This is a genomic window from Pseudomonas sp. SP16.1 (assembly GCF_052682975.1).
In genome coordinates this window covers 1,133,079-1,158,804 of record NZ_JBQYFZ010000001.1, presented here as the reverse complement: position 1 = coordinate 1,158,804, position 25,726 = coordinate 1,133,079, and the positions used below count along the sequence as shown (strand labels likewise).

Sequence of the window (25,726 nt, the reverse complement as noted above, 5' to 3'; positions counted from 1 at the left end):
CGACACCATTCGCCGCGGAGCGCGGCGTCTACAAATCTGGGCGGGCGATCACTACGCTCACAGCAGATCCTGTTCGTCGTCGCCGAGCAGGCCGCTCAGGCCCTCGATCTCGGCGCGGGTACTGGCACGCTGGTCAAGCTTCTGCCGCGCCGCTTCGGGCAAGTCGGTGTAGCGGATCACGCCACGCTCGACCAGCACGCTGACCACGTCCTCCAGCACGCGCACCAGCTCCAGGTCGGATTGCTTGAGGCTGTCCAGCCGTGCCTTGACCTCTTCCCTTGCCGCCAACCAGGCCTGCAGCTCCTCGCTCTCGACCGCCAGGGTTTCCGTCATTCCCTCGAAGCGCTGGTACTCGACCCGCAGCAACCGCCCCGCGGCGTCGCGCTGTACATAGACCATCGGTGCCTCCCGCAAACGCCCATGAAAAAGCCCGCCGCCCGAGAGGGGTGGCGGGCTGACCATATTAGCCTGGTTCAGACGGTGTCGACTTTCAGCGTGCCGTCTCCCAACATACCCAGGATCACGCCGCCTTCAGTACCGGTGTTGTAACCAGAACCGGCAGTGAACAGGTTGACGTCCTGCAGCACTATGGTGTGGTCGACGAGCGCGTTGTCAGGCGCCACCCCGGTCGCGGCGTTCGGATCGAAGGCCCCACTGGCACTGACGTTGATCACTGTGCTCGCTCCGGAAGTGGAGATGTCGATGTACTGCAGCAGGCTTCCAAGATCATTGGCCAAACCATCCTCGCAGGTAAGCAGATCCGACAAATCGAGTTGGTCCCCTCCAGTGTTGTAGCCCTTGACGAAGTTCAGCACCGTATCGGTGACACCACCTCCAACACCCTCACCAGCCTGCCAGACAAAGACATCCTTTCCTGCACCTCCATCGAGGCTATCGCTGCCCAAGCCACCGAGCAGGATATCGTCACCGCCATTACCCACCAGCGTGTCGTTGCCGGCCAGCCCGAACAGGTAATTCTCGCCGCCATCGCCCACGATAAGGTCACCGTTAGCGGTGCCGACCATGCTCTTGGTGTCGGGGTAGACGGTAACGCCCATCGAGCTGGTCACTGAGTCGCCGTCGCCGTCCGTGCCTATGACAGGCAGCTCGAAAGAAACCGGATCGAGATCTGTGGACTGACCAAAGGAAAACTCGCCCAGTTTGAAGCTCGTGACGGTTCCATCGGTGTTGACAATACCGTTGGTGGACTCGATCGCCTCGATCTCGATGGCGTTGAAGGCCTCCGGATTCAGACCATCCACGCTGTTGATCTCGAAAGTCCAGCCATCGCCCAGGTTGTACAGAATCAGGCCTTTGCTATCGCTCGGGTCCAATGCCACATGGTTTAACTTGTCGGCGTCGCTGAGGGCATTGCCATTGGCATCGTAGATAGTGATCTCGGCAATGGTCAGCGCCAACTGTATTGCCGCGGCACTGGTTCCGACTAGCGAGGTGTTGCCCGATCCCGCTCCGGATTCACTGAAGACTCTCAGCTTGAAGTCGGCATCCTTGCTGCCTCCTTCGATATGGATCTTCTGCCTGAAGGCAAAGGTCTGCTGATAACCCGTGAAACTGTAGCTCTCGTTGTTCTGCTGATCATTGACACTGAGCCCGGTCACCAGGTCGTAGCGGATAACTTCGCCGTTCGACACCTCGTTGCCGGTGCCCACGCCCAGCACATTGGCATTGCTGTTGACACTGCCCGTATTCAGATCATCGAATGGACGAATCTCCGAAGACACCAGGACATCGTTAGTACCATCCAGATCCGGGTTGACTTTAGTGCCGATATTCAAGCCCTTGAACGGCACATCACCCCCGCCGATACCCGCCAGATCCGTGACCGTGGTAATCACGGTGTTGCTGATGAAGGAGCCGCTGAACATGGTGATGGACACATCGCCGCCGGGGTTGATCACCGCGGTGAAAGCCACGTCGCCATCCGCTGTCACTGCCGTGATATGTTGCCCATCGCCGTCATAGGTGAGGAAAAGCTCCTCGTTGCGCATATACAGCTGCCCCCCCTCGATATCCATGAAGGACTGCGCATCCATCACACCATCGTCGTCGAGATCGACATTCAGGCTCAAATTAAAGGCGACGTCACCGACTCCGTCCGCACCCGCTGCGGCTTCGAAGTTGATAGACCGCTCGATGACCACAGGTTGAGGTAGGGGGGATTCGACCCCGAGAACAACGTGGGCACCATCCGGGCAGAAGTTCATCGGCACGTCGTCGATGATGTTCACCGACAGCGTGTCGCTGGCAAACTGGCCATCCTGGTCGGTCAGTACCACCGCGAAGTCTTCGAACAGGCTGTTCTCGCCGTTACCCGCAGCATGGGTCTCGTTGTCGACCAGCGTGTAGCTGTAGCTCACCACGCCGGTCACCGCGTTATAGCCGGTCACGCTCAGCGTGTTGCCCAGCGCCGTGGTAAATGAGCCCGCAGTGAACACCCCGTTGCTGATGAAGGTCACCCCGCCAATCGTCAGCGAAGCGATGCCGTCGGGCGAGGAGATAGTGAAATCGCCGGACTGGGTCAGGCTCTCCTTCGTGCTGTCCGAGCCAGCGGGCAAGTCGTCTTCGTCAACCGTCACGTCGCCGCCACTGGCAGCCGGAGTCAGGTTGCTGATCTCTGGCGGCGTGTTGCCGATCGCGATGGTCAGGGTTGCCGTGTCCGTGTCGCCATCACCGTCTTGCAGCGTGTAGGTGAATACATCCGACACACCACCCGGCGTGCCCTCGTCGCGCGCGTAGCTGTAGGAGCCGTCCGGACTCAACGTCAGCACGCCATAGGCACCCTGCACCACGGTCGCGCCGGCCACCGCCATCGCAGAGCCGCCCGCCGTCGTCGCCGTCACCGACGACACCACCGCACCGTCGGCACCCCGGGTATCGGCACCCGCGTCGCTGTCGCCGGTATCGCCGGGCGCGGCATCGGTGATCACGTTGCCCGTCGCCGGGTCGAAACCGCCGGCCGCGATGCTGTCGGTGTCGTTCTGTGCATCCGGCACGTCGTCGATGATGTTCACCGACAGCGTGTCGCTGGCAAACTGCCCATCCTGGTCGGTCAGTACCACCGCGAAGTCTTCGAACAGGCTGTTCTCGCCGTTACCCGCAGCATGGGTCTCGTTGTCGACCAGCGTGTAGCTGTAGCTCACCACGCCGGTCACCGCGTTATAGCCGGTCACGCTCAGCGTGTTGCCCAGCGCCGTGGTAAATGAGCCCGCAGTGAACACCCCGTTGCTGATGAAGGTCACCCCGCCAATCGTCAGCGAAGCGATGCCGTCGGGCGAGGAGATAGTGAAATCGCCGGACTGGGTCAGGCTCTCCTTCGTGCTGTCCGAGCCAGCGGGCAAGTCGTCTTCGTCAACTGTCACGTCGCCGCCACTGGCAGCCGGAGTCAGGTTGCTGATCTCTGGCGGCGTGTTGCCGATCGCGATGGTCAGGGTTGCCGTGTCCGTGTCGCCATCACCGTCTTGCAGCGTGTAGGTGAATACATCCGACACACCACCCGGCGTGCCCTCGTCGCGCGCGTAGCTGTAGGAGCCATCCGGACTCAACGTCAGCACGCCATAGGCACCCTGCACCACGGTCGCGCCGGCCACCGCCATCGCAGAGCCGCCCGCCGTCGTCGCCGTCACCGACGACACCACCGCACCGTCGGCACCCCGGGTATCGGCACCCGCGTCGCTGTCGCCGGTATCGCCGGGCGCGGCATCAGTGATCACGTTGCCCGTCGCCGGGCCGAAACCGCCGGCCGCGATGCTGTCGGTGTCATCCTGCGCATCCGGACCGTCATCGCGTGAAAGCAGAAGCCCACCCAGATTGAGAGCGGCAGAGGCTGAATCACCATCACCATCTGTCGCAGTGGCGACCAGCTGAATCAATCCGCCTGCCAAGGCGACCGCTTCATTCGCGTCATTCGGGTCGTCGTGATGCAGAGCCCGAATTTGATCCCACGCCACATCACCGTCATCAGCAACCGAGATGCGGAAAGCGACCAAACCGGCATCGCCGCCCACCCAGCCTTCCACGACATTACCGTTCAGGTGCAGTTCGATTGCCTGCCCGGTCAGCGTATCGATCAACCCGCTGTCCGGACTCAGGATCTTCAAGCTGAAGGACACCGTCCCGCCGTCCGCGCCGAGATTGAACTCGAAGGCCGAGGCAAAACTGCCTTGATCATTCAGCGACAAATCGCTCTCGTCGACCACCAGTGCATTCAACTCGCGATCACCCAGGCTAACGCCAGGTGCATCGTCGATGACGAGGACATTCAGCGACACCGTGGGTGAAACATCGCCGTCGAGGTCGAACATCCGCACCAGGAAGCTCTCGCCGACCTGGTCGGGGCTACCGGTGCCGTTGGGGTCATGATCCAGGGTGTTGGCGGTCAGGGTGTAGACCCAGTTGCCCGCAGCATCGACGCTCAGGATGCCGTACTTACCCTGCACCTCATTGCCATTGGTGACGTCGATCCAGTTGCCGTTAACATCCTGAATCTGCATCGATGAGATGCCGTCCGGGGAGCTGATGATCAGACGTCCCGAGGCCTGCTCGGCCGGGCTGGACGGGTTGCTGCCGTCAGCCAGTGCGGCTTCGTCGACCTGTGCCGGCCCGCTGATCACCTGGCCGGCGAAGTTCCGATACTCGATATCGATACCGGGGATGGAGTTGGAGGCCGGCTCGTCATCCGCGGGCACCTCAACCTCCGGGTCGGGGAACTCGGGAGCGAACGAGAGTCCCTCCGTCGGGTAACCGATCACGGGATCGAGCGCGCCCCCCACCTCGCCGAGCAGTACGAACGAGTTCCCACCACCGGCGCCGCCCGCTGCGCCACCGGCACCCGGGCCAGCCGCGGTGGCTTCGCCTTCGAGGGTCGGGTCGACGCCGGCCTCGATGGCCGCCTGCAACTGTTCGACATCGGTGAGATCGCGCTCGCTCGGCGAGACAGCCGCCGTGCCGCTCTCTGCAGGCTGGGCGTCGGGATCAGAAGTGAGCATCTGCTCGCTGAGCATCAGGGTGCTGTCACGCCCGAGGGTCAGTTGCTGACCGTTGCTCATGGTGACCGCGACGGCGCCAGCGGCTCCGGTTACGAGTTGCTCTCCGGCGTAGAGCCGATCACCTTCACTGAGTGGCCGACGCGATCCGTCGCTCGCTACCGCGAAAACCTCGCCGACAACCTGACTGACGACACCAATGAGAGTAGCCATGATTCCATCCTCACTACAGCTGCCGGCCACCGCCGACACGTATTGCCAAAAGGGTCAAGACTCCTTTCGAGCGTGAGGAAAGCTGAAAACAGCTGACTGAAATGGAACGGCGCAACAGTCCAAAAACGCCAGCGACAAAAAAATGTCACTACAGCATGCGTCGAACTACTCCATCAGATGCATCCCCGCCCTTTTTTGTGCTTGACCGCCTGTTCACCCCACACCCCATGGAAAAAACACGGAGCACGAAGCTTCTAACGCCAAACAATGTGCTGCTTTTCACAGAGTACATAAGATTTTTTCCGCATAAGGCTTGTGAAAAAATCTTCTTAGCTCCTCGAAAAGTTGTTCTTAGCTGAGATGTTACAAGCATGAAACGATTTTCACCGTATCAGAGTCAATTTTATGGCGGCAGGATAAGAACACGCATAAGGAGATTGGGCGATGCGCACATACAATCCACTTTTTAGCGCCATGTTATTGGCGGCAGCCTGTAGTCAGGTGCAAGCCATGACTCTTTCGGAGGCCATCCAGAGCACGCTGGACAACCACCCGGAAATACATGCCGCAGCCAACAGCCGCCTTTCGTCGGATGAGGATGTGAAGTTCGCCAAAGGAGGCTATCTCCCCACCGTCGATTTGCTGGTCGGATACGGGCGTGAGCAGACCGACAGCCCGACCACCCGCGCCCTGGGCGACCACAACAAGGAAACCCTGAACTACCGGGACGCAGAACTGCGTCTGCGGCAGATGCTGTTCGATGGCTTCAACACGCCGAACGAGGTCGCGCGCACCGAGGCGGTGGTGAACTCGCGCGCCTATCGCCTGCTGGGCACCTCCGAAAGCCTGGCGCTGCGTTCGGTAGAGGTCTACCTGGATGTGCTGATGCGCCGCGAGATGGTCGAACTGGCCCGCAACAATCTCCAGGCCCACCAGCGCATCAACGATCAGATCGGCATGCGCAGCCGCCAGGGCGTAGGCAGCACCGCCGATCTCGACCAGTCCGAAGCCCGTCTGGCCCTGGCGCAGAACAATCTCTATACCGAAGAAGTCAACCTGGCCGATGCCGAGGCCAACTTCTTCAGCGCCATCGGCCGCCTGCCCGATCAGCTCGAATCACCGGCCTCGATCAAGGGCAACATGCCGGCCGACCTGATGAGCGCCCGGCAGACGGTGATGGACAACAACCCCTTCCTGAAATCGGCCCAGGCCGACGTACAGGCTGCGGAGAAGCAGTACGAGGTGGCGAAGTCGCCCTTCTATCCGCGCTTCGATCTCGAGCTGGCCACCAGTGCCGACGACAACATCCAGGGCGACGAGGGGCACTACAACTCCTGGCGTGCCGCCGTGGTGATGAACTACAACCTGTTCAACGGCATGCGCGACAAGGCCCGCCTGCAGGGCGCCGCGCACCAGATCAACGAGTCGATGGACATTCGCAACAACGCCCTGCGGGTGCTCAACGAGAACCTGTCGCTGGCCTGGAACGCGATGGAGAACGCCCGCCTGCAAACGCCCAAGGCGCGTGACTACGCGGACTACACGGCGCGCGTGCGCGAGGCCTATCAGCAGCAGTTCAGCTTGGGTCAGCGCACCCTGCTCGATCTGCTCGACAGCGAAAACGAACTGTTCACCGCCAACCGCCGCTACACCGAGGTTCGCTATGACGAGGAGTTCTCGATGTACCGCGTGGTTGCCGCCATGGGTGATCTGCTGCGCCAGCAACAGATCGTAGTCCCGGCAGAAGCTGTAGCCCTCACCGAGGTGAAGAGCGAGGCACGCTTGCCGGAAATGAAGTAGTACCGGCTTGGGAGCAGTAGAACTTGACCACCATGGAGCGGCCAGGGGCTGTCGCCAGCGACCCGCGGCAAAGTCATGACGATCCGCTGCTCGATGGCCTGCTGATTCTCTGCAGGCTGCACGGCTGCCGCGCCAGCCGCGGCAGCCTGAGCGCCGGCCTGCCACTGCCCGAGCAACGTCTCAGCGCCGCCCTGCTGCCCCGTGCCGCAGCACGCGCCGGACTGCAGGGCCGCCTGCTGCGCCGCGAGCTGGGCAGCATCTCGGCTCTCAACCTGCCGGTATTGCTGCTGCTCAAGGACGGCCGCAGCGCCGTGCTGCGCCAGTGGGGAGCGAACGACCAGGCGCAGATACTGCCCTGCGAGGCCGATGGCGGCGACCAGTGGGTCGACCGCGAGCAGCTGGCCGCCGAGTACAGCGGTCAGGCCTTCTTCGCCCGCCCCCGCCACGAACTGGAAGAGGCGCGCACGCCACTGGTACCGCGCATCGAGGCCTGGTTCCGCGACACCCTGAAACTGTCGCGCTGGCTCTACGCCGATGCCCTGCTGGCCAGCCTGCTGATCAACCTGCTGGGCCTGATGGTGCCGCTGTTCGTCATGCAGACCTACGACCGGGTGGTGCCCAACCAGGCCACTGCCACGCTCTGGGTACTGGCGATCGGCCTGTTGATCGGCACCGCTTTCGAGCTCCTGCTCAAGGTGTTGCGCGCCCACCTGCTCGATACCGCCGGCAAGAAAACCGACGTTGTGCTTTCCGCCACCCTGTTCGAGCGCATCACCGGCATGGCGCTCAAGGCCAGACCGGCCAGCGTCGGCGGCTTCGCCCAGAGCATTCATGACTTCCAGGGCCTGCGCGATTTCCTCACCGCGGTGACCCTGACCAGCCTGATCGACCTGCCCTTCTCGCTGCTGATGATCCTGGTGATCTGGCTGATCGGCGACTGGCTGGTGCTGATCCCGCTGCTGGCGTTCCCGCTCACGGCGCTGTTCGCCTTCGTCATCCAGACCCGACTGCGCGACACCGTGCACAAGAGCCTGCAGCTCGGTTCGCAGCGCCAGGCGCTGCTGATCGAGACGCTTGGCGGCCTGGAAACGCTCAAGGCCTGCGGCGCCGAAAGCGAACGCCAGCACCAGTGGGAAAAGACTCATGGCGCCCTCACCCGCCTCGACAGCCACGCGCGCTTCCTCTCGGCGCTGGCCACCAACGGCACGCTGTTTCTCCAGCAGTTCGCGGGCATGGCCACGATCATTGCCGGGGTCTATTCGATCATCGCCGGCAACATGAGCGTCGGCGCACTGGTCGCCTGCTACATGCTCGGCAGCCGCATCCTCGCCCCGCTGGGCCAGATCGCCGGGCTGATCACCCGCTACCAGCAGGCGCGCCTGACCATGGTCAGTACCGACGCGCTGATGGCGCTGCCGCAGGAGCGCGAGGACAAACGGCGAGCGCTGGAGCGCACCGAGCTACAGGGCGCGCTGGACATCCGCCAGGTCACCTTCCGCTATCCCGGGCAAAGCGCCCCGGCGCTGAACAACGTCAGTCTGCGCCTGGCCCCCGGCGAACATGTCGGCATCATCGGGCGCAGCGGCTCGGGCAAGAGCACCCTGGCGCGCCTGCTCATGGCCTTCTACAGCCCCGACGAGGGACAGATCCTGCTCGACAACCTCGACCTGCGCCAACTGGACGTCGCCGACCTGCGTCACCAGATCGGCTATGTGGCCCACGATCTGCCGCTGCTGTCCGGCAGCCTGCGCGACAACCTGACCCTCGGCGCGCGCTACGTCAGCGATGCGCGCATGCTCGAAGTGGCCGAGCTGACCGGCGTGATCGACCTGGCCCGGCAGCACCCGCAGGGCTTCGATCGCCCCGTCGGCGAACGCGGCCAGCTGCTCTCCAGTGGCCAGCGTCAGGCCGTACTGCTGGCGCGCGCCATGCTGCTCGACCCGCCAATCCTGATCTTCGACGAGCCCACCAGCGCGATGGACAACACCAGCGAAGACCTGCTGCGCCAGCGCCTGCACAAGTGGATTGCCGGCAAGACGCTGATCCTGGTCACCCACCGCGCCTCCATGCTCAGCCTGGTCGACCGTCTGGCCGTGCTGGACAACGGTCACGTGGTCGCCGACGGGCCTAAGGACGCGGTGATCGAAGCACTGCGCAAGGGCCGCGTCGGCCCCTCGCCGAGCTAGGAGGCGAGCATGGAACACAGCCTGCGCGACTATTTCGGCAGCCTGCGCCAGCGGCGCCAGGACACCGAGTTCATGCCCGAGGTGGAGGGCGCCATCCTCGAGGACTCGCCCTGGCTGACCCGCAGCACCGTCTGGGCGGTCAGCGCCTGCCTGCTCGCGGCAGTGGTCTGGGCGCACTTCGCGGTGCTTGAAGAGGTCACCACGGGCGAAGGCAAGGCCATCCCCTCGAGCAAGGTGCAGGTGATCCAGAACCTCGAGGGTGGCATCGTCAGCGAGATCTTCGTGCGCGAAGGCCAGGTGGTGGACAAGGGCGACGTGCTGCTGCGCCTGGACGATACCCGTTTCCTCTCCAATCGCGGCGAAACCGAGGCCGACCGCCTGGCGCTGGTAGCCCGCCTGGCGCGCCTGGGCGCCGAGGCCGAGGGGCGCGAGCCCGTGCTGCCCGAGGAGGTCGCCCGCGTCGCGCCACAGCTGGCAGAGGATGAACTGGCCCTGTACCGCTCGCGTCAGCAGCGTCTGCAAAGCGAGCAGCGCACCTTCGGCGAGCAGTTGCGCCAGAAAGAGCAGGAACTCGCCGAATTTCGCTCCAAGGCGCAGCAGTACCGCTCCAGCCTCGGCTTGCTGCAGCAGGAACTGAACATGTCGCAGCCGCTGGTGGCCTCCGGGGCCATCTCCGAGGTGGAAGTGCTGCGCCTGCGCCGCAGCGTGGTCGAGGTACGCGGTTCGCTGGAAGCGACCAACCTGGCCATCCCCCGAGCCGAGGCGGCGATGAGCGAGATCAAGAGCAAGATGGAGGAGTCCGAGCTGAGCTTTCGCGCCGAGGCCTTCAAAGAGCTCAACGAGGTGCGCACCGAGCTGAAGAAGATCACCGCCACCAGCGTCGCCATCCAGGACAGGGTCAGCCGCACCACCGTGGCCTCCCCGGTACGCGGGGTGATCAAGCAACTCAAGGTCAACACCATCGGCGGCGTGGTGCAGCCCGGTAGCGACATGCTGGAAATAGTGCCACTGGACGACAGCCTGCTGATCGAGGCCAAGATCAGGCCTCAGGACGTGGCCTTTCTCCATCCAGGGCAAAAGGCCATGGTCAAGTTCACCGCCTACGACTACACCATCTACGGCGGCCTGAAGGCCGATCTGGAGCTGATCAGCGCCGACACCATCACCGACGAGGAAGGCAACAGCTTCTACCTGATCCAGGTGCGCACGGAGAAAAGCCACCTGGGCAGCGAGGACAATCCACTGCTGATCATCCCCGGCATGGTCGCCACGGTGGACATCATCACCGGCGAGAAGAGCGTGCTGGCCTATCTGCTCAAACCGGTGCTCAAGGCCCGCTCCGAGGCCATGCGCGAGCGGTGAGACCAGGCCGAACCCGGCAATCAATTGCCTGCACTTGGTAGCCCGGATGCAATCCCGGAGGTTCTGCGTCCTGACGATCAGTCCCGGATTTCATCCGGGCTACGCGGCCGGCTCGCAAGCGTAGGGTGCGCCGTGCGCACCGCCCTAGCGCTGGTGATTGCGGGAGAAAACCTCTACCCCCATCGCCGCGATCTGTCCCTCAATCAGCGCATCGAAGGGTCGCAGCAGCGCCGCGAAACTACGCGGGGCCTCCAGTACGTCCAGCGCCGTGGTGATCGCCTCGATGGTCGACAGCGCCCCCGCGGCCGGCGCCTTGCGCAGGCGGTAACGCGATGGCGCCCCGGCCGGCAAAGCGACCCGCGGCAAGGCCGCCAGCACCGGGTTCAGGTGTAGCAGCTTGCGCGCCTTGCGCCAGGTGCCGTCGGGCACCACCAGCAGCAGCGGCGGCTCGCCTCGCGCTTGCGCGGCCAGCTCGACGGCTTCCTCGCCGGGAAACAGCAGGCAGGCGCGATAGCCCGGTTGCGCCAAGAGCTGTGGCAGCTCGGCGAAGGTCTCGCCCACCCGCAGCTCGGCGTTGCGCAGGCCCAGGGCAGCCAGCCGTGCGGTATTCAGCGCGTGCGCCGTTTCGCTCGGGTGCTGCAGGATCAGCAGGCGGGTGCGGCTATCGAGTGCGGGGATCAGCGCGCACAGGCAATGGCCGAGCGGGCGCAGGCAGCGGGGGCAGGTCGGACGAGGCATGCCGCGCAGTGTGCCATGAAGCGCGGCGCTAGGCAGCACAGACGCGTAGCCCGGATGCAATTCGGGGAAAAGTCGGCGGGTTGCACCCGGACTACCAGACACCGACTCCGGCAAGCGGGCCCGGGGTGGACAGCGCTTCGCGGTTTTCCACCCAAGGGCATCGCCCAATCCCGCTTCAGCGGTTGAAGCGCTCCGCCAGGCTGTGCAGATAGTCGGCCATCTGCTCCAGCTCGCGACTGATCGCCGCGCCCTGGTGCGCCTGCCCGGCGCTGTGATCGGAGAGCTGGGCAATGCGGGTGATCTGCCGGCTGATGTCCTCGGCCACGTGACTCTGCTGCTCGGAGGCCGCCGCCATCTGCTGGCTCATGCCGGTGATGCGCGTCACCGCCGAACTGATGCCCTCCAGCGCATCGCGCACCGACTCCACGCTCTGCATGCTGTCGCGGGAGATGTCCTCGCCCTTGCCGGCGGTGGCCACCGCGCGTTCGGCACCGGCGCGCAGGTCGGCGATGATCTGATGGATCTGCTCGGTGGACTGGCGGGTGCGCGAGGCCAGCGAGCGCACCTCGTCGGCGACCACGGCGAAGCCCCTGCCCTGCTCGCCGGCACGCGCGGCCTCGATGGCGGCGTTGAGCGCCAGCAGGTTGGTCTGCTCGGCGATCGAGGTGATCACGTCGGCGACGCTGCCGATGGACTGGGTGGAGTTGGCCAGCTCGTTGACCGCCTGGCCGATATCGGTCACCGCCTGGGCCATATGGCGCATGGAGTCCAGGCTGCCGACCGCCAGATCGCGTCCTTCCCTGGCCAATCGCTCGGCCTCCTCGGCGGCGTGCGAGGTGCTCTGCACGTTGTGCGTCACCTCCTGGATGGTCGCCGCCATCTGATTGATGGCGGTGGCCGACTGGTCCGTCTCGGCGCGCTGCTGGTCGAGCAGCGCGGCGCCGGAGCGCGACAGCTCGGCGGACTGCGCGGCGCGTTGCTTGACGTTGACCCCGGCATCCTCCAGGCGCGTCAGCGCGGTCTGCAGGCGCGCCTCCTCGCTGATCATGGCCATGTCCAGCAGGGCCTGGGCGCCGCGGTTGTCGCTGTAGGTCAGCGCCACCAGGGCGCTGGTGAAGGCCTTGGGGTGCTCGTCCAAGGTGCGGCGGATCAGCTGCCGGGAGCGGTACAGCTGGTAGGAACCCAGGGCGAACAGAGTGGCGAGGATAAAGCCCAGCAGCCAGGGCCCGCTGAGCAGCCAGTGCGCGCCGAGAATCACCAGGCCGGCGAGGATCAGCGGCCAGGAGCGCAGCAGGTCGTAAGTCCAGGATTCCAGCTTGGGCACCGGTGACTTGCCGGCGCGCAGCCGCGCGTAGAGAGCCTCGGCGCGGCGCTTCTGCGCCTCGCTCGGCAGCGAGCGCACCGACTCGTAGCCGGCCATGCGGCCGTTCTCGTAGATCGGCGTGACGTAGGCGCTGACCCAGTAGAAATCGCCGTTCTTCGAGCGGTTCTTGACGATGCCCATCCAGGGCTTGCCCTGCTTGATGGTGTCCCACATATGGCCGAACACGGCCGGCGGCATGTCCGGGTGACGCACCAGGTTGTGCGGCTGGCCGATCAGCTCCTCACGGGTAAAGCCGCTGATCTCGACGAAGGCATCGTTGCAGTAGGTGATCTTGCTGTTGAGATCGGTGGTGGAGATCAGGCGTTCGTCGGCGGGAAAGGTCCTTTCCCGCTGGGTGACCGGCAGATTCTGGCGCATCGAGGCATCCCTGTTCGAGTCGTGGGGGTGGAGCGAACCTGATTAAGTACTAGCACAGGGCAATCATGACGCCAGGTGCCGTACGTAACGCAGTCGGAAGCCGCATGGCGAACCCGGGTCACAGCTGATTGAGCTGGGTTTTCAGCAGGTCGCGGAAGGTCTGGATCAGCGGCTCGCGCGAGCGGCCGCGGCGCAGGATCAGCGAGAACGGCGCCTGGTAGCCGAAGGTGGTGGGCAGCAGCACCTTGAGCCGCTGCTGCTCGACCCAATGCTGGGCGTAGTGCTCCGGCAGGTAGCCGATATAGGCGCCGGACAGCACCAGGATCAGCTGCGCCTCCATCGACTCCACCGTCGCCGCGCTGTGCTTGAAGCCATGCCGCGCCAGCTCTGCCTGGCTCCAGTAACCGCGGCCGACCATGCGCTGCTGGGTGATCACCTCGGCCGGGATGCGCCGCTGCTCGTACAGCGAATGCCGCTCGCTGCAGTACAGCCAGTGTTGCTCGCGGTACAGCGGCTGGTAGACCAGGCCGTTCATCCGCGTGGAGAAGGCACCGATGGCCAGGTCCAGGCGGTTGTCGAGCACCGCCAGCTGCAGCTCGTAGGGGCTCATCACCGACAGGTGCAGGTGCACGCCGGGGTGCTCCTGGCTGTGGGCGCCGATCACCTCGGCCAGCGGCAGCGCCGGGTCGCTCACCGTGGAATCCAGCACGCCGAGGTTGAGGGTGCCGCGCAGCTCGCCCTTGAGCGCCGCCGAATAGCGCTCGAAACCCTCCAGCTCGCCGAGCAGGCGCAGGGTCTCCTGGTGGAACAGCTCGCCCTTGCTGGTCAGGCTGAAACCGCCACGGCCGCGGTGGCAGAGCACCAGGCCGAGCTGCGTCTCCAGCTGACTCATATAGGTGCTGATGGCCGAGGTCGACAGGTTCAGCTCCTGCTGCGCGGCAGCAAAGCCCTGGTGGCGCACCACGCAGGCGAAGATGCGCAGCAGCTTGAGATCGGGCAGTTGGCTGGTCATGGTGTTCTCGTCGGCGGTGGAGCAGTGGTGCGCGCGCACCACTGTATCCCGTCGCCTCTTAGTTTAGAAATCTCTGAACTAAGTTTTTGCCCCTGCCGATTTTTCCCGGAGCGCAGCTGACCAAGAATCCGCCCAACGATTCCTAAAACCACAACAACCCTGAGGCCTTCCCATGGACAAGGTTTTTCATCAGCCCCTGGGCGGCAACGAAATGCCCCGTTTCGGCGGCATCGCCACCATGATGCGCCTGCCGCATATCCAGAAGATCGAAGAGAAACGCGAGCTCGACGTCGCCTTCGTCGGCGTGCCGCTGGATATCGGCACCTCGCTGCGCTCCGGCACCCGCTTCGGCCCGCGCGAGATTCGCGCCCAGTCGGTGATGATCCGCCCCTACAACATGGCCACCGGTGCCGCCCCCTTCGATTCGCTGAACGTGGCCGATATCGGCGATGTGGCGATCAACACCTTCAACATGGCCGAGGCCGTGCGCATCATCGAGGAGTCCTACGACGAGATCCTCGAGTACGGCATCAAGCCGCTGACCCTGGGCGGCGACCACACCATCACCCTGCCGATCCTGCGCGCCATCCACAAGAAGCACGGCAAGGTCGGCCTGGTGCATATCGACGCCCACGCGGATGTGAACGACGAGATGTTCGGCGAGAAGATCGCCCACGGCACCACCTTCCGCCGCGCCGTCGAGGAAGGCCTGCTGGACTGCGACCGCGTGGTGCAGATCGGCCTGCGCGCCCAGGGCTACACCGCCGAGGACTTCAACTGGAGCCGCAAGCAGGGCTTTCGCGTGGTGCAGGCCGAGGAGTGCTGGCACAAGTCGCTGGAGCCCTTGATGGCCGAGGTGCGCGAGAAGGTTGGCGGCGGCCCGGTGTACCTGAGTTTCGACATCGACGGCATCGACCCGGCCTGGGCGCCCGGCACCGGCACCCCGGAAATCGGCGGGCTGACCACCATCCAGGCGATGGAGATCATCCGCGGCTGCCAGGGTCTGGACCTGGTCGGCGGCGATCTGGTGGAGGTCTCCCCACCCTACGACACCACCGGCAACACCTCGCTGCTCGGCGCCAACCTGCTCTACGAAATGCTGTGTGTGCTTCCGGGGGTTCAGCGTCGCTGACCGCCGGCTTTTATTGCTCCGCCCGGGTGCCCCGCGAGGCGCCCGGTACATCCATACAACAACAACTAGGGTGCCCAGATGAATCGTGAAGAAGCCATGCCACTGCTGGACGACCAGCCACCGGCCGATACCTCCGTTGCACACGCCTACAACCTGCGCCAGCTGCTGATCTTCCTGATCCCCTCGCTGCTCGGCGTGCTGCTGTTCCTCACGCCCATCGTTTACGAGGAAAAGGTCACCATCGGCCTGGGCGTGATGGCCGATGCGCTGAAGGCCGGCCTGAGCGCCTGGCTGCCGGCCATCGCCACCGGCCTGCTGCTGTTTTCCGCCGCCTGCGGCCTGATCGCCAGCCTGCTCAAACCCAAGTGGCTCACCGAGCGCCACGCCCTCAACGAGATGTTCAACCTCAGCCCGCTATGGCTCGGCCTGCGCGTGCTCGGCGCGCTGTTCGCGGCCATGACCTTCTGGCAGTTCGGCCCGGAATGGATCTGGAACGCCAACACCGGCGGCGTGGTGCTCAAGGACCTGGCCCCGGTACTGATCACCTTCTTCCTGGTGGCCGGGCTGATCCTGCCGCTGCTCACCGACTACGGCCTGATGGAGTTCTGCGGCACCCTGGTGCGCAATGTGTTCCGCAAGATCTTCGGCCTGCCCGGGCGCTCGGCCATCGACGCCATCGCCAGTTGGCTCGGCTCCGGCACGGTCGGCGTGCTGATCACCGCCCAGCAGTACCAGAAGGGCTTCTACAGCGCGCGGGAAGCGGCAGTGATCGCCACCAACTTCTCCATCGCCTCGATCGCCTTCAGCCTGCTGATCACCAGCTTCATGAAGCTCGACCACCTGTTCGTGCCCTTCTACCTCACCGTGGTGGTCGCCGGCCTGGCCGCCGCCATCATCACCCCGCGCATCCCGCCGCTGTCGTGGAAGAAGGACGAGTACGTCGCCGGCGTCGGCAAGCAGATCAAGGAAGACGTACCGGCCGGCACCTCGCTGCTGCGCTGGGGCCTGGTTCAGGCGGTCAAGCGCGCCAATGCCAACCCCTCGCCGGGGCAGATGGTCAAGGTCGGCGTGCACAACGTGGTGGACATCTGGCTCGGCCTGCTGCCGCTGGCGATGGCCATCGGCACGCTGTCGCTGGCGATTGCCGAGTTCACCCCGATCTTCAACTGGCTGTCCGCTCCCATAGTGCCGCTGCTCGAGCTGCTGCAACTGCCGGAAGCCGCCAAGGCCGCGCCGGCCATGCTGGTGGGTTTTGCCGACATGTTCCTGCCGGCGGTACTGGGCAAGGGCATCGAGAGCGAACTGACCCGCTTCGTGGTGGCCTGCGTGTCGCTGACCCAGCTGATCTACATGTCCGAAGTCGGCGTGCTGATCATCAAGGCCAAGCTGCCGCTGAACATCCTCGAGCTGTTCATGATCTTCATCATCCGTACCCTGATCACCCTGCCGATCATCGCGCTGATGGCGCACTGGATCGTCGGTTAACAGTCCCGCAGGGCGGACATGCCAAAGGCTTGTCCGCCTCCGGGCAAGTGACGGTGGACCTGGCCGCGCCCTGTCCACCCTGCACAGCGCGATCAGCGCCATTGAAGGATTCTCAACATGACCACCTGCGGCGAATTTCTCGTCAAGCAACTGGAAGCCTGGGGCGTCGACACCGTGTTCGGCATCCCCGGCGTGCACACCGTGGAGCTGTACCGCGGCCTGCCGCACAGCGGTATTCGCCATATCACCCCGCGCCACGAACAGGGCGCCGGCTTTATGGCCGACGGCTATGCGCGGGTGTCCGGCAAGCCGGGGGTGTGCTTCATCATCACCGGCCCGGGGATGACCAATATCCTCACTGCCATGGGCCAGGCCTATGCCGATTCGATCCCCATGCTGGTGATCTCCAGCGTCAACGAGCGCGCGCGTCTCGGCCTGGGCAAGGGCTACCTGCACGAGCTGCCCAACCAGCGCGCCATGGTTTCGGGCGTGAGTGCCTTTAGCCATACCCTGATGAGCGTCGAGGAGCTGCCTGGCGTGCTGGCCCGCGCCTTCGCCGTGTTCGAGGGCGAGCGTCCGCGGCCGGTGCATATCGAGCTGCCACTGGACATCATCACCGCCGACGCCAGCCATATGCGCCTGGCGGCCAGGCCGCGGGTCGAGCGCCCGGCACCGAATCGTACGCTGATCCGCGACGCCGCCGCCCTGCTGAAGAACGCCCAGCGCCCGCTGCTGCTGCTCGGCGGCGGCTGCGTGGCCGCGCAGGCCGAGGCCCGCGCCCTGGCCGCCAGCCTGGACGCGCCGACCGCACTGACCATCAACGCCAAGGGCCTGCTGCCGCCGAATCATCCGCTGCTGCTGGGCAGCAACCAGTCGCTGCTGCCGGTGCGCCAGCTGGCGCTGGAGGCTGACGTGGTGCTGGCCATCGGCACCGAACTGGGCGAGACCGACTACGACGTGGTGTTCGACGGCAACTTCAAACTGGGCGGCGCGCTGATCCGCGTGGATATCGACGCCCAGCAGCTGCAACGCAACTTCGCCCCGCAGCTGGCGATCCAGGGCGACGCGCGCCTGGCCATGCGCATGCTGCTGGCCGAGCTCAACCCCTGCGAGCCCCGCGCCGACAGCCCCGGCGCCCGCCGCACGGCCGCCGTACAGGCGCAGCTGGCCGAGGATTTCGCCGGCTGGGGGCATTACCGTCAGCTGTTCGACACAGTGCTGGAGGTGTTGCCCGAGGCGCGCTTCGTCGGCGACTCGACGCAGACGGTGTACAGCGGCAACCACCTGGTGGAGCTGGACGGCGCGCGGCGCTGGTTCAACGCCTCCACCGGCTACGGCACCCTGGGCTACGGCCTGCCGGCGGCCATCGGCGCCAAGCTGGCCGAGCCGGGCCGCCCGGTGATCAGCCTGATGGGCGACGGCGGCCTGCAGTTCACCCTGCCGGAGCTGGCCAGCGCGGTGGAGGCCAGGATCGGCATCATCGTGCTGCTGTGGAACAACTCGGGCTACGGCGAGATCAAGCGCTATATGCAGCGCCGCGATATCGAACCGCTTGGCGTGGATATCTACACCCCGGACCTGCTGGCCATCGCCCGCGGCTTCGGCTGCGCCGCCGAGCGCGCGCGCGACCACGCGCACCTGGCCGAGCTGCTGCGCACTGCGCCGAGCGACCGCCCGCTGATTATCGAAGTGCTGGAGCAGGCGCCCTTCCACCCCTGAACCAGGCCTGAGCCCGGATTGCATCCGGGCTGCGCCGCTGGGCGCCAACAGCTGTAGGAGCCGCGCCCCGCGGCGAAAGGTCTGCCGCTCCGTGCAGGCCCTCTTTCCCAACGGTACGGGGCTCCTACAATGACGCAAACGGCAGCAGCGAGGCCCAGCATGAAAATCGTCAGCCGTGACCAATGGTTCGAGGTGGAGCATCGCCACGACGGCATCTGCCTGATCCACGAGCCCTATGTGCGCCCCTTCTACCGCTGCAACATGTGGCATATCCAGGGCCGCGAGCGCGACGCGCTGATCGACTCCGGCTCAGGCCTGGTCAGCCTGCGCGAGCAGTTGCCCTGGCTGACCGACAAGCCGCTGCTGGCGGTGGCCAGCCATACCCACTTCGACCATATCGCCGGCCATCACGAATTCAGCGAACGCCTGGTGCACCCGGCCGAGGCCGATATCCTCGCCGAACCGGACGGTGCCAATACCCTGGCCGCGGACTTCGTCGGCGACGAGATGTTCGAGGCGCACCCGGATTGCCCGCTGTGCTACGCCGAATACCGGGTCAGGGCGGCACCGGCCACCCGCCTGATCGAGGATGGCGACGTGCTGGATCTGGGCGATCGGATTCTGCAGGTGCTGCACACCCCGGGCCATTCACCCGGCGGCATCAGCCTGTGGGAAGCGAAGACGCAGACGCTGTTCTCCGGCGACATCCTCTACGACGGTCCGCTGATCGAGGACGCCTATCACTCCAACCTGGAGGACTACGCGCGCAGCCTGGCGCGCCTGTGCGAGCTGCCAGTGCGCAGCGTGCATGGCGGGCATTTCCCCAGTTTCTCCGGCGAGCGCATGCGCGAGCTGATCGGGCAGTGGTTTGTCCATCACCGGCAGTTCAGCCCCTGACCCGGGTTCAACGCTGCCGACCCGGTGTGCGCGGGTCGCGGGGAGGATTGCTGCGCACGGGGACCGGTTGTGCCTGCGGCCGCTCGCGTAAGCCCAGGGCTGCCAGCAAATCCTCCAAGAGATTCAGCAACTTGGTGTTCATGGAAGCTCCTCCTGCGCGAGTTCCAAGACAAGAGCGACTGCAGGCTCTTGAATTCAAGCCTAGTCCCGCCCCGAATGATTTCAACTGATCCAGATCAAGCGGGGTCGGGCCTGCGCCGGTAGGGGAACACGTCGATCACCTTGCCCTGGCGAATGGCATCCTGCAGGCCCTTCCAGTAGTCGGCGTCGTACAGGTTGCCGTGCAGCTGGCTGAAAAGCCGGCGCTGCTTGATATCGGCGAACAGAAACGGCGGGAACTCCTCGGGGAACACGTCCATCGGCCCCACCGAATACCAGGGTTCGGAACTCATCTCGTCCTCGGGGAAGCGCGGCGGCGGAATGCGGCGGAAGTTCACCTCGGTGAGAAAGCAGATCTCGTCGTAGTCGTAGAACACCACGCGGCCGTGACGGGTGACGCCGAAGTTCTTCAGCAGCATGTCGCCGGGGAAGATATTCGCCGCCGCCAGTTGCTTGATGGCCAGGCCGTAGTCTTCCAGCGCCTCGCGCACCTGTGCCTCGCTGGCGTTCTCCAGGTAGAGGTTGAGCGGCGTCATGCGCCGCTCGGTCCAGCAGTGGCGGATCAGCACGGTGTCGCCCTCCACCACCACGGTGGACGGCGCCACCTCCAGCAGCTCGGCCAGGCATTCGGGCTCGAACTTGGCCTTGGGGAAGCGAAAATCGGCGAACTCCTGGGTATCGGCCAAGCGCCCCACGCGATCGACGCTCTTCACCAGGCGGTACTTCTCGATCACCGTATTGCGGTCCACCGTCTTGGCGTGGGCGAAGCGGTCCTTGATGATCTTGAACACGGTATTGAAGCCCGGCAGGGTGAACACGCTCATCACCATGCCGCGCACCCCGGGGGCCATGACGAAACGGTCGTCGGTGCTGGCCAGGTGGCCGATCAGCGCGCGATAGAACTCCGACTTGCCGTGCTTGTAGAAGCCGATCGAGGTGTACAGCTCGGCAATGTGCTTGCCCGGCAGGATGCGCTTGAGGAAGGCGACGAACTCCGCGGGAATGGCCACGTCGACCATGAAATAGCTGCGGGTGAAGGAGAAGATGATCGACACCTCGGCCTCGTCGGTGATCAGGGCGTCGACCTGGATGCCGTGGCCTTCGCGGTGCAGCAGCGGGATCGCCAGCGGCCACTGCTCGTCGCGGGTGTAGATGCGCCCGACCAGATAGGCGCCCTTGTTGCGATAGAGCACCGAGGAGAACAGCTCGATGCACAGCTCGGGATCCTTGCATACCCAGTCCGGCAGGCTGGCGCGCAGCTGCCCTTCCAGCCGCTGCAGATCGCGCGGCAGGTCCTCGTAGACCACGTCGAAGCGGTAATCCTCGAAGATCGCCCGCAGCATGTCGGTCAGCTCGCCCGCTGGCCGGTAGCTGCGCGTCTGCGCGGCGCCGGGATGACTGCGCAGCGACGGACGGGTGGTATGGATGAACATGCAGCCGTCGCTGATCAGGTCATGGCTGAACAGGCTGCAGAACACCGAGTTGAACCAGGTTTCCGCCAGCTCGTCGTCGAAGCGCAGGTCGATCAGGGCGATATAGGCGCTTTTGACCAGCGGCCACTGGCTCGCCTCGAGCAACGTCTCGCCGATACGGCGCAACAGCCGGTCGCTGGTCTCGCCGACCTTGTCCTCGTACAGGTTGATGCGCGCCGCCGAGGCGCGCTGCGCCTCCTGCCACTGCGCCAGTTCGAAACGCACACGGGCGCCGTCGGTGATCTGGCGAAAATGCTCGCGGTAGTCGTCGAAGCCGTCGAGGATCAGCCGGGCTATCTCGCCGGCCGGCCATTGCTGCGCCATGGAAGTGCCTCGCAAGGAAATGAGTGAGGCGAGCTTAACCGCAAAGCCGGCCAAACGTAGCCCGGATGCAATCCGGGGACTATCGCCCAAGTATTCCCGGATTTCATCCGGGCCACGGGCCGGCACGGGCCACGTTCGAAAGCGCGATGCGGATTGCCAGAACGGCGGCGGCCGGCAACACTCTCGCTCCCGACCTGCCGGATGCCCCGCCTTGCGTACTGCCGACCTGCTCCGCCTGCTGCTGCTCGCCGCCATCTGGGGCGCCAGCTTCCTGTTCATGCGCGTCGCCGCGCCGGTGCTGGGCAGCATGCCCACGGCCTTCTTCCGCGCCAGTTTCGGCGCCCTCGGCCTGCTCGCCTTCCTCCTGCTGATGCGGGTGAGCTGGGACTTTCGCGGCAAGCTCAAGGCCTGCCTGATGCTCGGGGTGATCAACGCCGGCCTGCCTTCGGCCATGTACTGCCTGGCCGCGCTGATCCTGCCGGCCGGTTACTCGGCGATCTTCAATGCGACGACGCCTTTGATGGGGGTATTGATCGGCGCGCTGTTCTTCCACGAGGGCATCACCACGAGCAAGGCCGCCGGGGTGTTTCTCGGCCTGCTCGGCGTGGCGGTGCTGACCCGCACCGGCCCGGTGGCCTTCGATCTGGAATTGCTGCTGGGCGCCGCCGCCTGCCTGGTGGCCACCACCTGCTACGGCTTCGCCGGCTTCCTGACCCGCCGCTGGATCGGCCAGCAGGGCGGCCTGGATAACCGCCTGACCGCCTTCGCCAGCCTGCTCGGCGCCAGCCTGTTCCTCACCCCGTTGTTCGCCGGCAGCCTGGCGCTGCAGGCGCCGCCGAGCTGGGGCGGGATAGAGGTGTGGCTGTCGCTGGCCGGCCTCGGCCTGCTTTGCACGGCGTTCGCCTACGTGCTGTATTTCCGCCTGCTGGCCGATATCGGGCCGATCAAGGCCAGTACCACCACCTTTCTGATTCCGCCGTTCGGCGTGCTCTGGGGCGCCCTGCTGCTGGGCGAGCCGCTGAGTTGGGACTACCTGCCGGGCTGCGCGCTGATCGGGCTGGCGCTATGGCTGGTAGTCAGGCCGAGCGCCGCCAAAGCGTAGGGTGTCGCGGGGCCGCCCAGGCCGCGCGCACCACAGAACTGTCGAGGCTGGTGCACACGGCGCACCCTACAAAAAGCCGCCCGAAGGCGGCTTGGTCGCTAGGCTTATTGCTGCAGCTCCTGCTCGGTGAACAGCCCGTCGAACAGCATGGACGACAGGTAGCGCTCGCCGGAATCCGGCAGGATCACCACGATGGTCTTGCCCTGCATCTCCGGTTTCTCCGCCAGGCGCACCGCAGCCACCATCGCCGCGCCGCAGGAGATGCCGCAGAGGATGCCCTCCTCGCGCATCAGGCGCAGGGCCATGGCCTTGGCCTCGTCATCGGCCACCTGCTCGACCTGATCGACCATGGCCAGGTCGAGGTTCTTCGGCACGAAGCCGGCACCGATGCCCTGGATCTTGTGCGGCGCCGGCTTGACCTCGGCGCCGGCCAGGGTCTGGCTGATCACCGGCGAGCCGACCGGCTCCACCGCCACCGAGAGGATCGGCTTGCCCTGGGTCTGCTTGATATAGCGCGAGACCCCGGTGATGGTGCCGCCGGTGCCGACCCCGGCGACCAGCACGTCGATGGCGCCATCGGTATCGCGCCAGATTTCCGGGCCGGTGGTCTTCTCGTGGATCGCCGGGTTGGCCGGGTTGTCGAACTGCTGTGGCATGTAATAGGTGGAAGGATCGGAAGCGGCGATCTCGGCCGCCTTCTCGATGGCGCCCTTCATGCCCTTGGCCGGCTCGGTCAGCACCAGCTCGGCGCCGAGGGCCTTGAGCACCTTGCGCCGCTCCAGGCTCATCGACGCCGGCATGGTCAGCAGCAGCTTGTAGCCGCGCGCGGCGGCGACGAAGGCCAGGCCGATGCCGGTATTGCCCGAGGTCGGCTCGACTATGGTCATGCCCTTCTTGAGCACGCCGCGTTCCTCGGCGTCCCAGATCATGCTGGCGCCGATGCGGCACTTGACCGAGTAAGCCGGGTTGCGACCTTCGATCTTGGCCAGGATGGTCACCCCTTTGGGCCCCAGGCGGTTGATCATCACCAGCGGCGTGTTACCGATGGCCTGGGCGTTGTCAGCGAAGATGCGGCTCATGATTCCTTCCTAAGCAGATGGACGACTGAGAAAGACATCAGCCTATGCCCAGCCGCAGCAGCAGTCCAGCCGAACAGAATGCCGCCGGCACAGTCCATCGAAGACCAGTGATTCGTCAGGCACTCTCCATGCAACGACGCTACGGTTGGCCGCTTCGCGCCCTGCTCATGCTCCTGCTGCTCTTGCTGGCGGCGCACCTGATGCTGCCCGGGTTGATCCGCGCCCATCTCAACGACCGACTGGCCGAGATGGGCGATTATCGCGGGCATATCGTCGATGTCGACCTGGCCTGGTGGCGCGGCGCCTACCGCATCGATGGCCTGACCATCGTCAAGACCGACGGCGACGTGCCGGTGCCCCTGCTCGACGCCCCGCTGATCGACCTCGCGGTGAGCTGGCGCGCGCTCTGGTACGAGCACAAGGTGGTAGCCGAGGTGTTCTTCGAACGGCCCGAGCTGAACTTCGTCGACGGCGGCGGCGATCGCCGGGCGAGCCAGAGTGGTGCCGGCACCGACTGGCGCGACCAGTTGAACAAGCTGCTGCCGATCACCCTGAACGAATTGCGCATCGTCGACGGCAGCATCGCCTTCCACAATTTCACCACCAGCCCCGAGGTGAACCTGACCGCGAGCGAGGTCGACGCCAGCTTCTACAACCTGACCAACGTCGCCGATGAAAGTGGGAAGCGGGTCGCGCGCTTCGAAGGCGAGGCGCTGCTGCTGGACCACGCGCCGCTGGAAACCCAGGCGCGCTTCGATCCGTTCGGGAACTTCGAGGACTTCGAGCTGCGCCTGCGCGCTCGCGGTATCGAGTTGCCGCGCCTCAACGACTTCTCCCGCGCGTACGGCCGTTTCGACTTCAAGGACGGCAGCGGCGACCTGGTGATCGAGGCGCGAGCCGACGATGCCCGGCTCAGCGGCTATATCAAGCCGCTGCTGCACGACGTGGAGGTATTCGACTGGCAGCAGGACGTCGAGGACGAAGACAAGGGCGTGCTGCGCTCGCTCTGGGAGTCGCTGGTCGGCGCCGGGGAAACGCTGCTGAAGAACCAGCCCCGCGACCAGTTCGCCACCCGGGTAGAGCTCGGCGGCAGCGTACACAACCAGCAGACCAGCACCTTCCAGGCCTTACTGGCGATCCTGCGCAATGGTTTCATCGAGGCGTTCACGCCACGCTTCGAGCGTCCGCCGCCGCAAGAGGGCGACACCTAGCTGTGCGCCGCAGGCGCCTGGCTGAAGATCCCGTGACCGCCCATTCAGTGACTGAATGCCCCGTCTGCGTTCACAGTTTGCCGGCCCTCACGTTATAGTCGGCGTCTCCACCAGATTGCGAACGCCCGGCAGCGCCGGCCGTCACCGTTCGAGGATTTTCCGATGAAGTTCGAAGGCACCCAGTCCTACGTCGCCACCGACGACCTCAAGCTCGCGGTCAACGCCGCCATCACCCTGCAGCGTCCGCTGCTGGTCAAGGGCGAGCCGGGCACCGGCAAGACCATGCTCGCCGAGCAGCTGGCCGAGGCCTTCGGCGCCAAGCTGATAACCTGGCACATCAAGTCCACCACCAAGGCGCACCAGGGCCTCTACGAGTACGACGCAGTCAGCCGCCTGCGCGATTCGCAGCTCGATTCCGACAAGGTTCACGACGTTCGCAACTACATCAAGAAGGGCAAGCTGTGGGAGGCCTTCGAGGCCGACGAGCGGGTGATCCTCCTGATCGACGAGATCGACAAGGCCGATATCGAGTTCCCCAACGACCTGCTGCAGGAACTCGACAAGATGGAGTTCTACGTCTACGAGACCAACGAGACGATCAAGGCCAAGCAGCGCCCGATCATCATCATCACCTCCAACAACGAGAAGGAACTGCCGGACGCCTTCCTGCGCCGCTGCTTCTTCCACTACATCGCCTTCCCCGACCGCGACACGCTGAAGAAGATCGTCGACGTGCACTACCCCAACATCAGCGGTGAGCTGGTGGCCGAGGCGCTCGACGTGTTCTTCGACGTGCGCAAGGTCCCGGGCCTGAAGAAGAAGCCCTCGACCAGCGAACTGGTGGACTGGCTCAAGCTCTTGATGGCCGACAGTATCGGCGAGGCCGTGCTGCGCGAGCGCGACCCGACCAAGGCCATCCCGCCGCTGGCCGGTGCCCTGGTGAAGAACGAGCAGGACGTGCAGTTGCTCGAGCGCCTGGCCTTCATGGCGCGCCGCGCGTCGCGATAAGCCAGCCAGTAGGGTGGAAAACCGCGAAGCGTTTTCCACCACCCTAAGGGCATGGTGGATGAAAAGAGCGTCATCCACCCTAC

General features: G+C 65.1%; 18 protein-coding genes. 10 read left to right on the top strand and 8 right to left on the bottom strand.

Going from position 1 to position 25,726, the window contains the following annotated elements:
• Positions 1–57: 57 nt before the first annotated feature.
• On the bottom strand, positions 58–399 hold the full coding sequence (locus tag ACUTAF_RS05695; protein WP_445579062.1) for a tryptophan synthase subunit beta: 342 nt from the start codon (positions 397–399) through the stop codon (positions 58–60).
• Between the two features lie 74 nt (positions 400–473).
• Complete coding sequence (locus ACUTAF_RS05690) at positions 474–5,216, bottom strand: retention module-containing protein (RefSeq protein ID WP_445579061.1); 4,743 nt, start codon at positions 5,214–5,216, stop codon at positions 474–476.
• Positions 5,217–5,660: 444 nt separating this feature from the next.
• Here ACUTAF_RS05690 and ACUTAF_RS05685 point away from each other — a divergent pair, with 444 nt between their 5' ends.
• Genes ACUTAF_RS05685 through ACUTAF_RS05675 form a run of 3 tightly spaced genes read left to right on the top strand, consistent with a single transcriptional unit; the run spans position 5,661 to position 10,564 of the window.
• Positions 5,661–7,016, top strand: coding sequence for a TolC family outer membrane protein (locus ACUTAF_RS05685; protein WP_445579060.1), 1,356 nt, complete (start codon positions 5,661–5,663; stop codon positions 7,014–7,016).
• A 23-nt stretch (positions 7,017–7,039) separates the two neighbouring features.
• A complete protein-coding gene (locus ACUTAF_RS05680) occupies positions 7,040–9,202 on the top strand; it encodes a type I secretion system permease/ATPase (RefSeq protein WP_445579059.1) in 2,163 nt (720 codons plus the stop codon).
• 9 nt (positions 9,203–9,211) lie between these two features.
• Positions 9,212–10,564 (top strand): HlyD family type I secretion periplasmic adaptor subunit, encoded by a 1,353-nt coding sequence (locus tag ACUTAF_RS05675; RefSeq protein ID WP_445579058.1) that lies wholly within the window; start codon positions 9,212–9,214, stop codon positions 10,562–10,564.
• Between the two features lie 144 nt (positions 10,565–10,708).
• On the opposite strand, the gene ACUTAF_RS05670 is transcribed toward ACUTAF_RS05675, so the two are convergent.
• The 3 genes from ACUTAF_RS05670 to ACUTAF_RS05660 all read right to left on the bottom strand — a co-directional run bounded on the left by ACUTAF_RS05670 (position 10,709) and on the right by ACUTAF_RS05660 (position 14,055).
• A complete protein-coding gene (locus tag ACUTAF_RS05670) occupies positions 10,709–11,302 on the bottom strand; it encodes a tRNA-uridine aminocarboxypropyltransferase (protein ID WP_445579057.1) in 594 nt (197 codons plus the stop codon).
• A 175-nt stretch (positions 11,303–11,477) separates the two neighbouring features.
• Complete coding sequence (locus ACUTAF_RS05665) at positions 11,478–13,043, bottom strand: methyl-accepting chemotaxis protein (protein ID WP_445579056.1); 1,566 nt, start codon at positions 13,041–13,043, stop codon at positions 11,478–11,480.
• Positions 13,044–13,161: 118 nt separating this feature from the next.
• Positions 13,162–14,055: a LysR family transcriptional regulator gene (locus ACUTAF_RS05660; RefSeq protein WP_445579055.1), complete on the bottom strand. Its 894-nt coding sequence runs from the start codon at positions 14,053–14,055 to the stop codon at positions 13,162–13,164.
• A 172-nt stretch (positions 14,056–14,227) separates the two neighbouring features.
• Between ACUTAF_RS05660 and speB the strand changes: the two genes are divergently transcribed.
• The 4 genes from speB (at position 14,228) to ACUTAF_RS05640 (ending at position 19,288) form a co-directional block, all read left to right on the top strand.
• Positions 14,228–15,187, top strand: coding sequence for an agmatinase (gene speB, locus ACUTAF_RS05655; protein ID WP_021442114.1), 960 nt, complete (start codon positions 14,228–14,230; stop codon positions 15,185–15,187).
• Positions 15,188–15,265: 78 nt separating this feature from the next.
• Entirely contained in the window at positions 15,266–16,672 is a 1,407-nt protein-coding gene (locus ACUTAF_RS05650) for a YjiH family protein (RefSeq protein ID WP_445579054.1), read from the top strand.
• Positions 16,673–16,789: 117 nt separating this feature from the next.
• Positions 16,790–18,391: a 5-guanidino-2-oxopentanoate decarboxylase gene (locus ACUTAF_RS05645; protein WP_445579053.1), complete on the top strand. Its 1,602-nt coding sequence runs from the start codon at positions 16,790–16,792 to the stop codon at positions 18,389–18,391.
• A gap of 159 nt (positions 18,392–18,550) precedes the next feature.
• On the top strand, positions 18,551–19,288 hold the full coding sequence (locus tag ACUTAF_RS05640; protein WP_445579052.1) for an MBL fold metallo-hydrolase: 738 nt from the start codon (positions 18,551–18,553) through the stop codon (positions 19,286–19,288).
• Between the two features lie 7 nt (positions 19,289–19,295).
• Here ACUTAF_RS05640 and ACUTAF_RS05635 read toward each other — a convergent pair whose 3' ends face one another.
• Together ACUTAF_RS05635 and aceK are read right to left on the bottom strand one after the other, a co-directional pair.
• Positions 19,296–19,430: a PA1414 family protein gene (locus tag ACUTAF_RS05635; RefSeq protein WP_445579051.1), complete on the bottom strand. Its 135-nt coding sequence runs from the start codon at positions 19,428–19,430 to the stop codon at positions 19,296–19,298.
• Positions 19,431–19,524: 94 nt separating this feature from the next.
• Complete coding sequence (gene aceK / locus ACUTAF_RS05630) at positions 19,525–21,243, bottom strand: bifunctional isocitrate dehydrogenase kinase/phosphatase (RefSeq protein ID WP_445579050.1); 1,719 nt, start codon at positions 21,241–21,243, stop codon at positions 19,525–19,527.
• Between the two features lie 211 nt (positions 21,244–21,454).
• Between aceK and ACUTAF_RS05625 the strand changes: the two genes are divergently transcribed.
• The gene (locus ACUTAF_RS05625) at positions 21,455–22,345 is read left to right on the top strand and encodes a DMT family transporter (RefSeq protein WP_445579049.1); all 891 of its coding nucleotides are present in this window, start codon (positions 21,455–21,457) and stop codon (positions 22,343–22,345) included.
• 104 nt (positions 22,346–22,449) lie between these two features.
• Here the strand turns inward: ACUTAF_RS05625 and cysK are convergent, their stop codons facing one another.
• The gene (gene cysK, locus ACUTAF_RS05620) at positions 22,450–23,424 is read right to left on the bottom strand and encodes a cysteine synthase A (RefSeq protein WP_445579048.1); all 975 of its coding nucleotides are present in this window, start codon (positions 23,422–23,424) and stop codon (positions 22,450–22,452) included.
• Positions 23,425–23,552: 128 nt separating this feature from the next.
• On the opposite strand from cysK, the gene ACUTAF_RS05615 reads away from it, so the two are divergent.
• Positions 23,553–24,635, top strand: coding sequence for a DUF748 domain-containing protein (locus ACUTAF_RS05615; protein ID WP_445579047.1), 1,083 nt, complete (start codon positions 23,553–23,555; stop codon positions 24,633–24,635).
• 162 nt (positions 24,636–24,797) lie between these two features.
• Positions 24,798–25,643 carry an AAA family ATPase gene (locus ACUTAF_RS05610; protein ID WP_445579046.1) on the top strand — a complete coding sequence of 282 codons (846 nt, stop codon included), beginning with the start codon at positions 24,798–24,800 and terminating at the stop codon, positions 25,641–25,643.
• Positions 25,644–25,726: the final 83 nt, after the last annotated feature.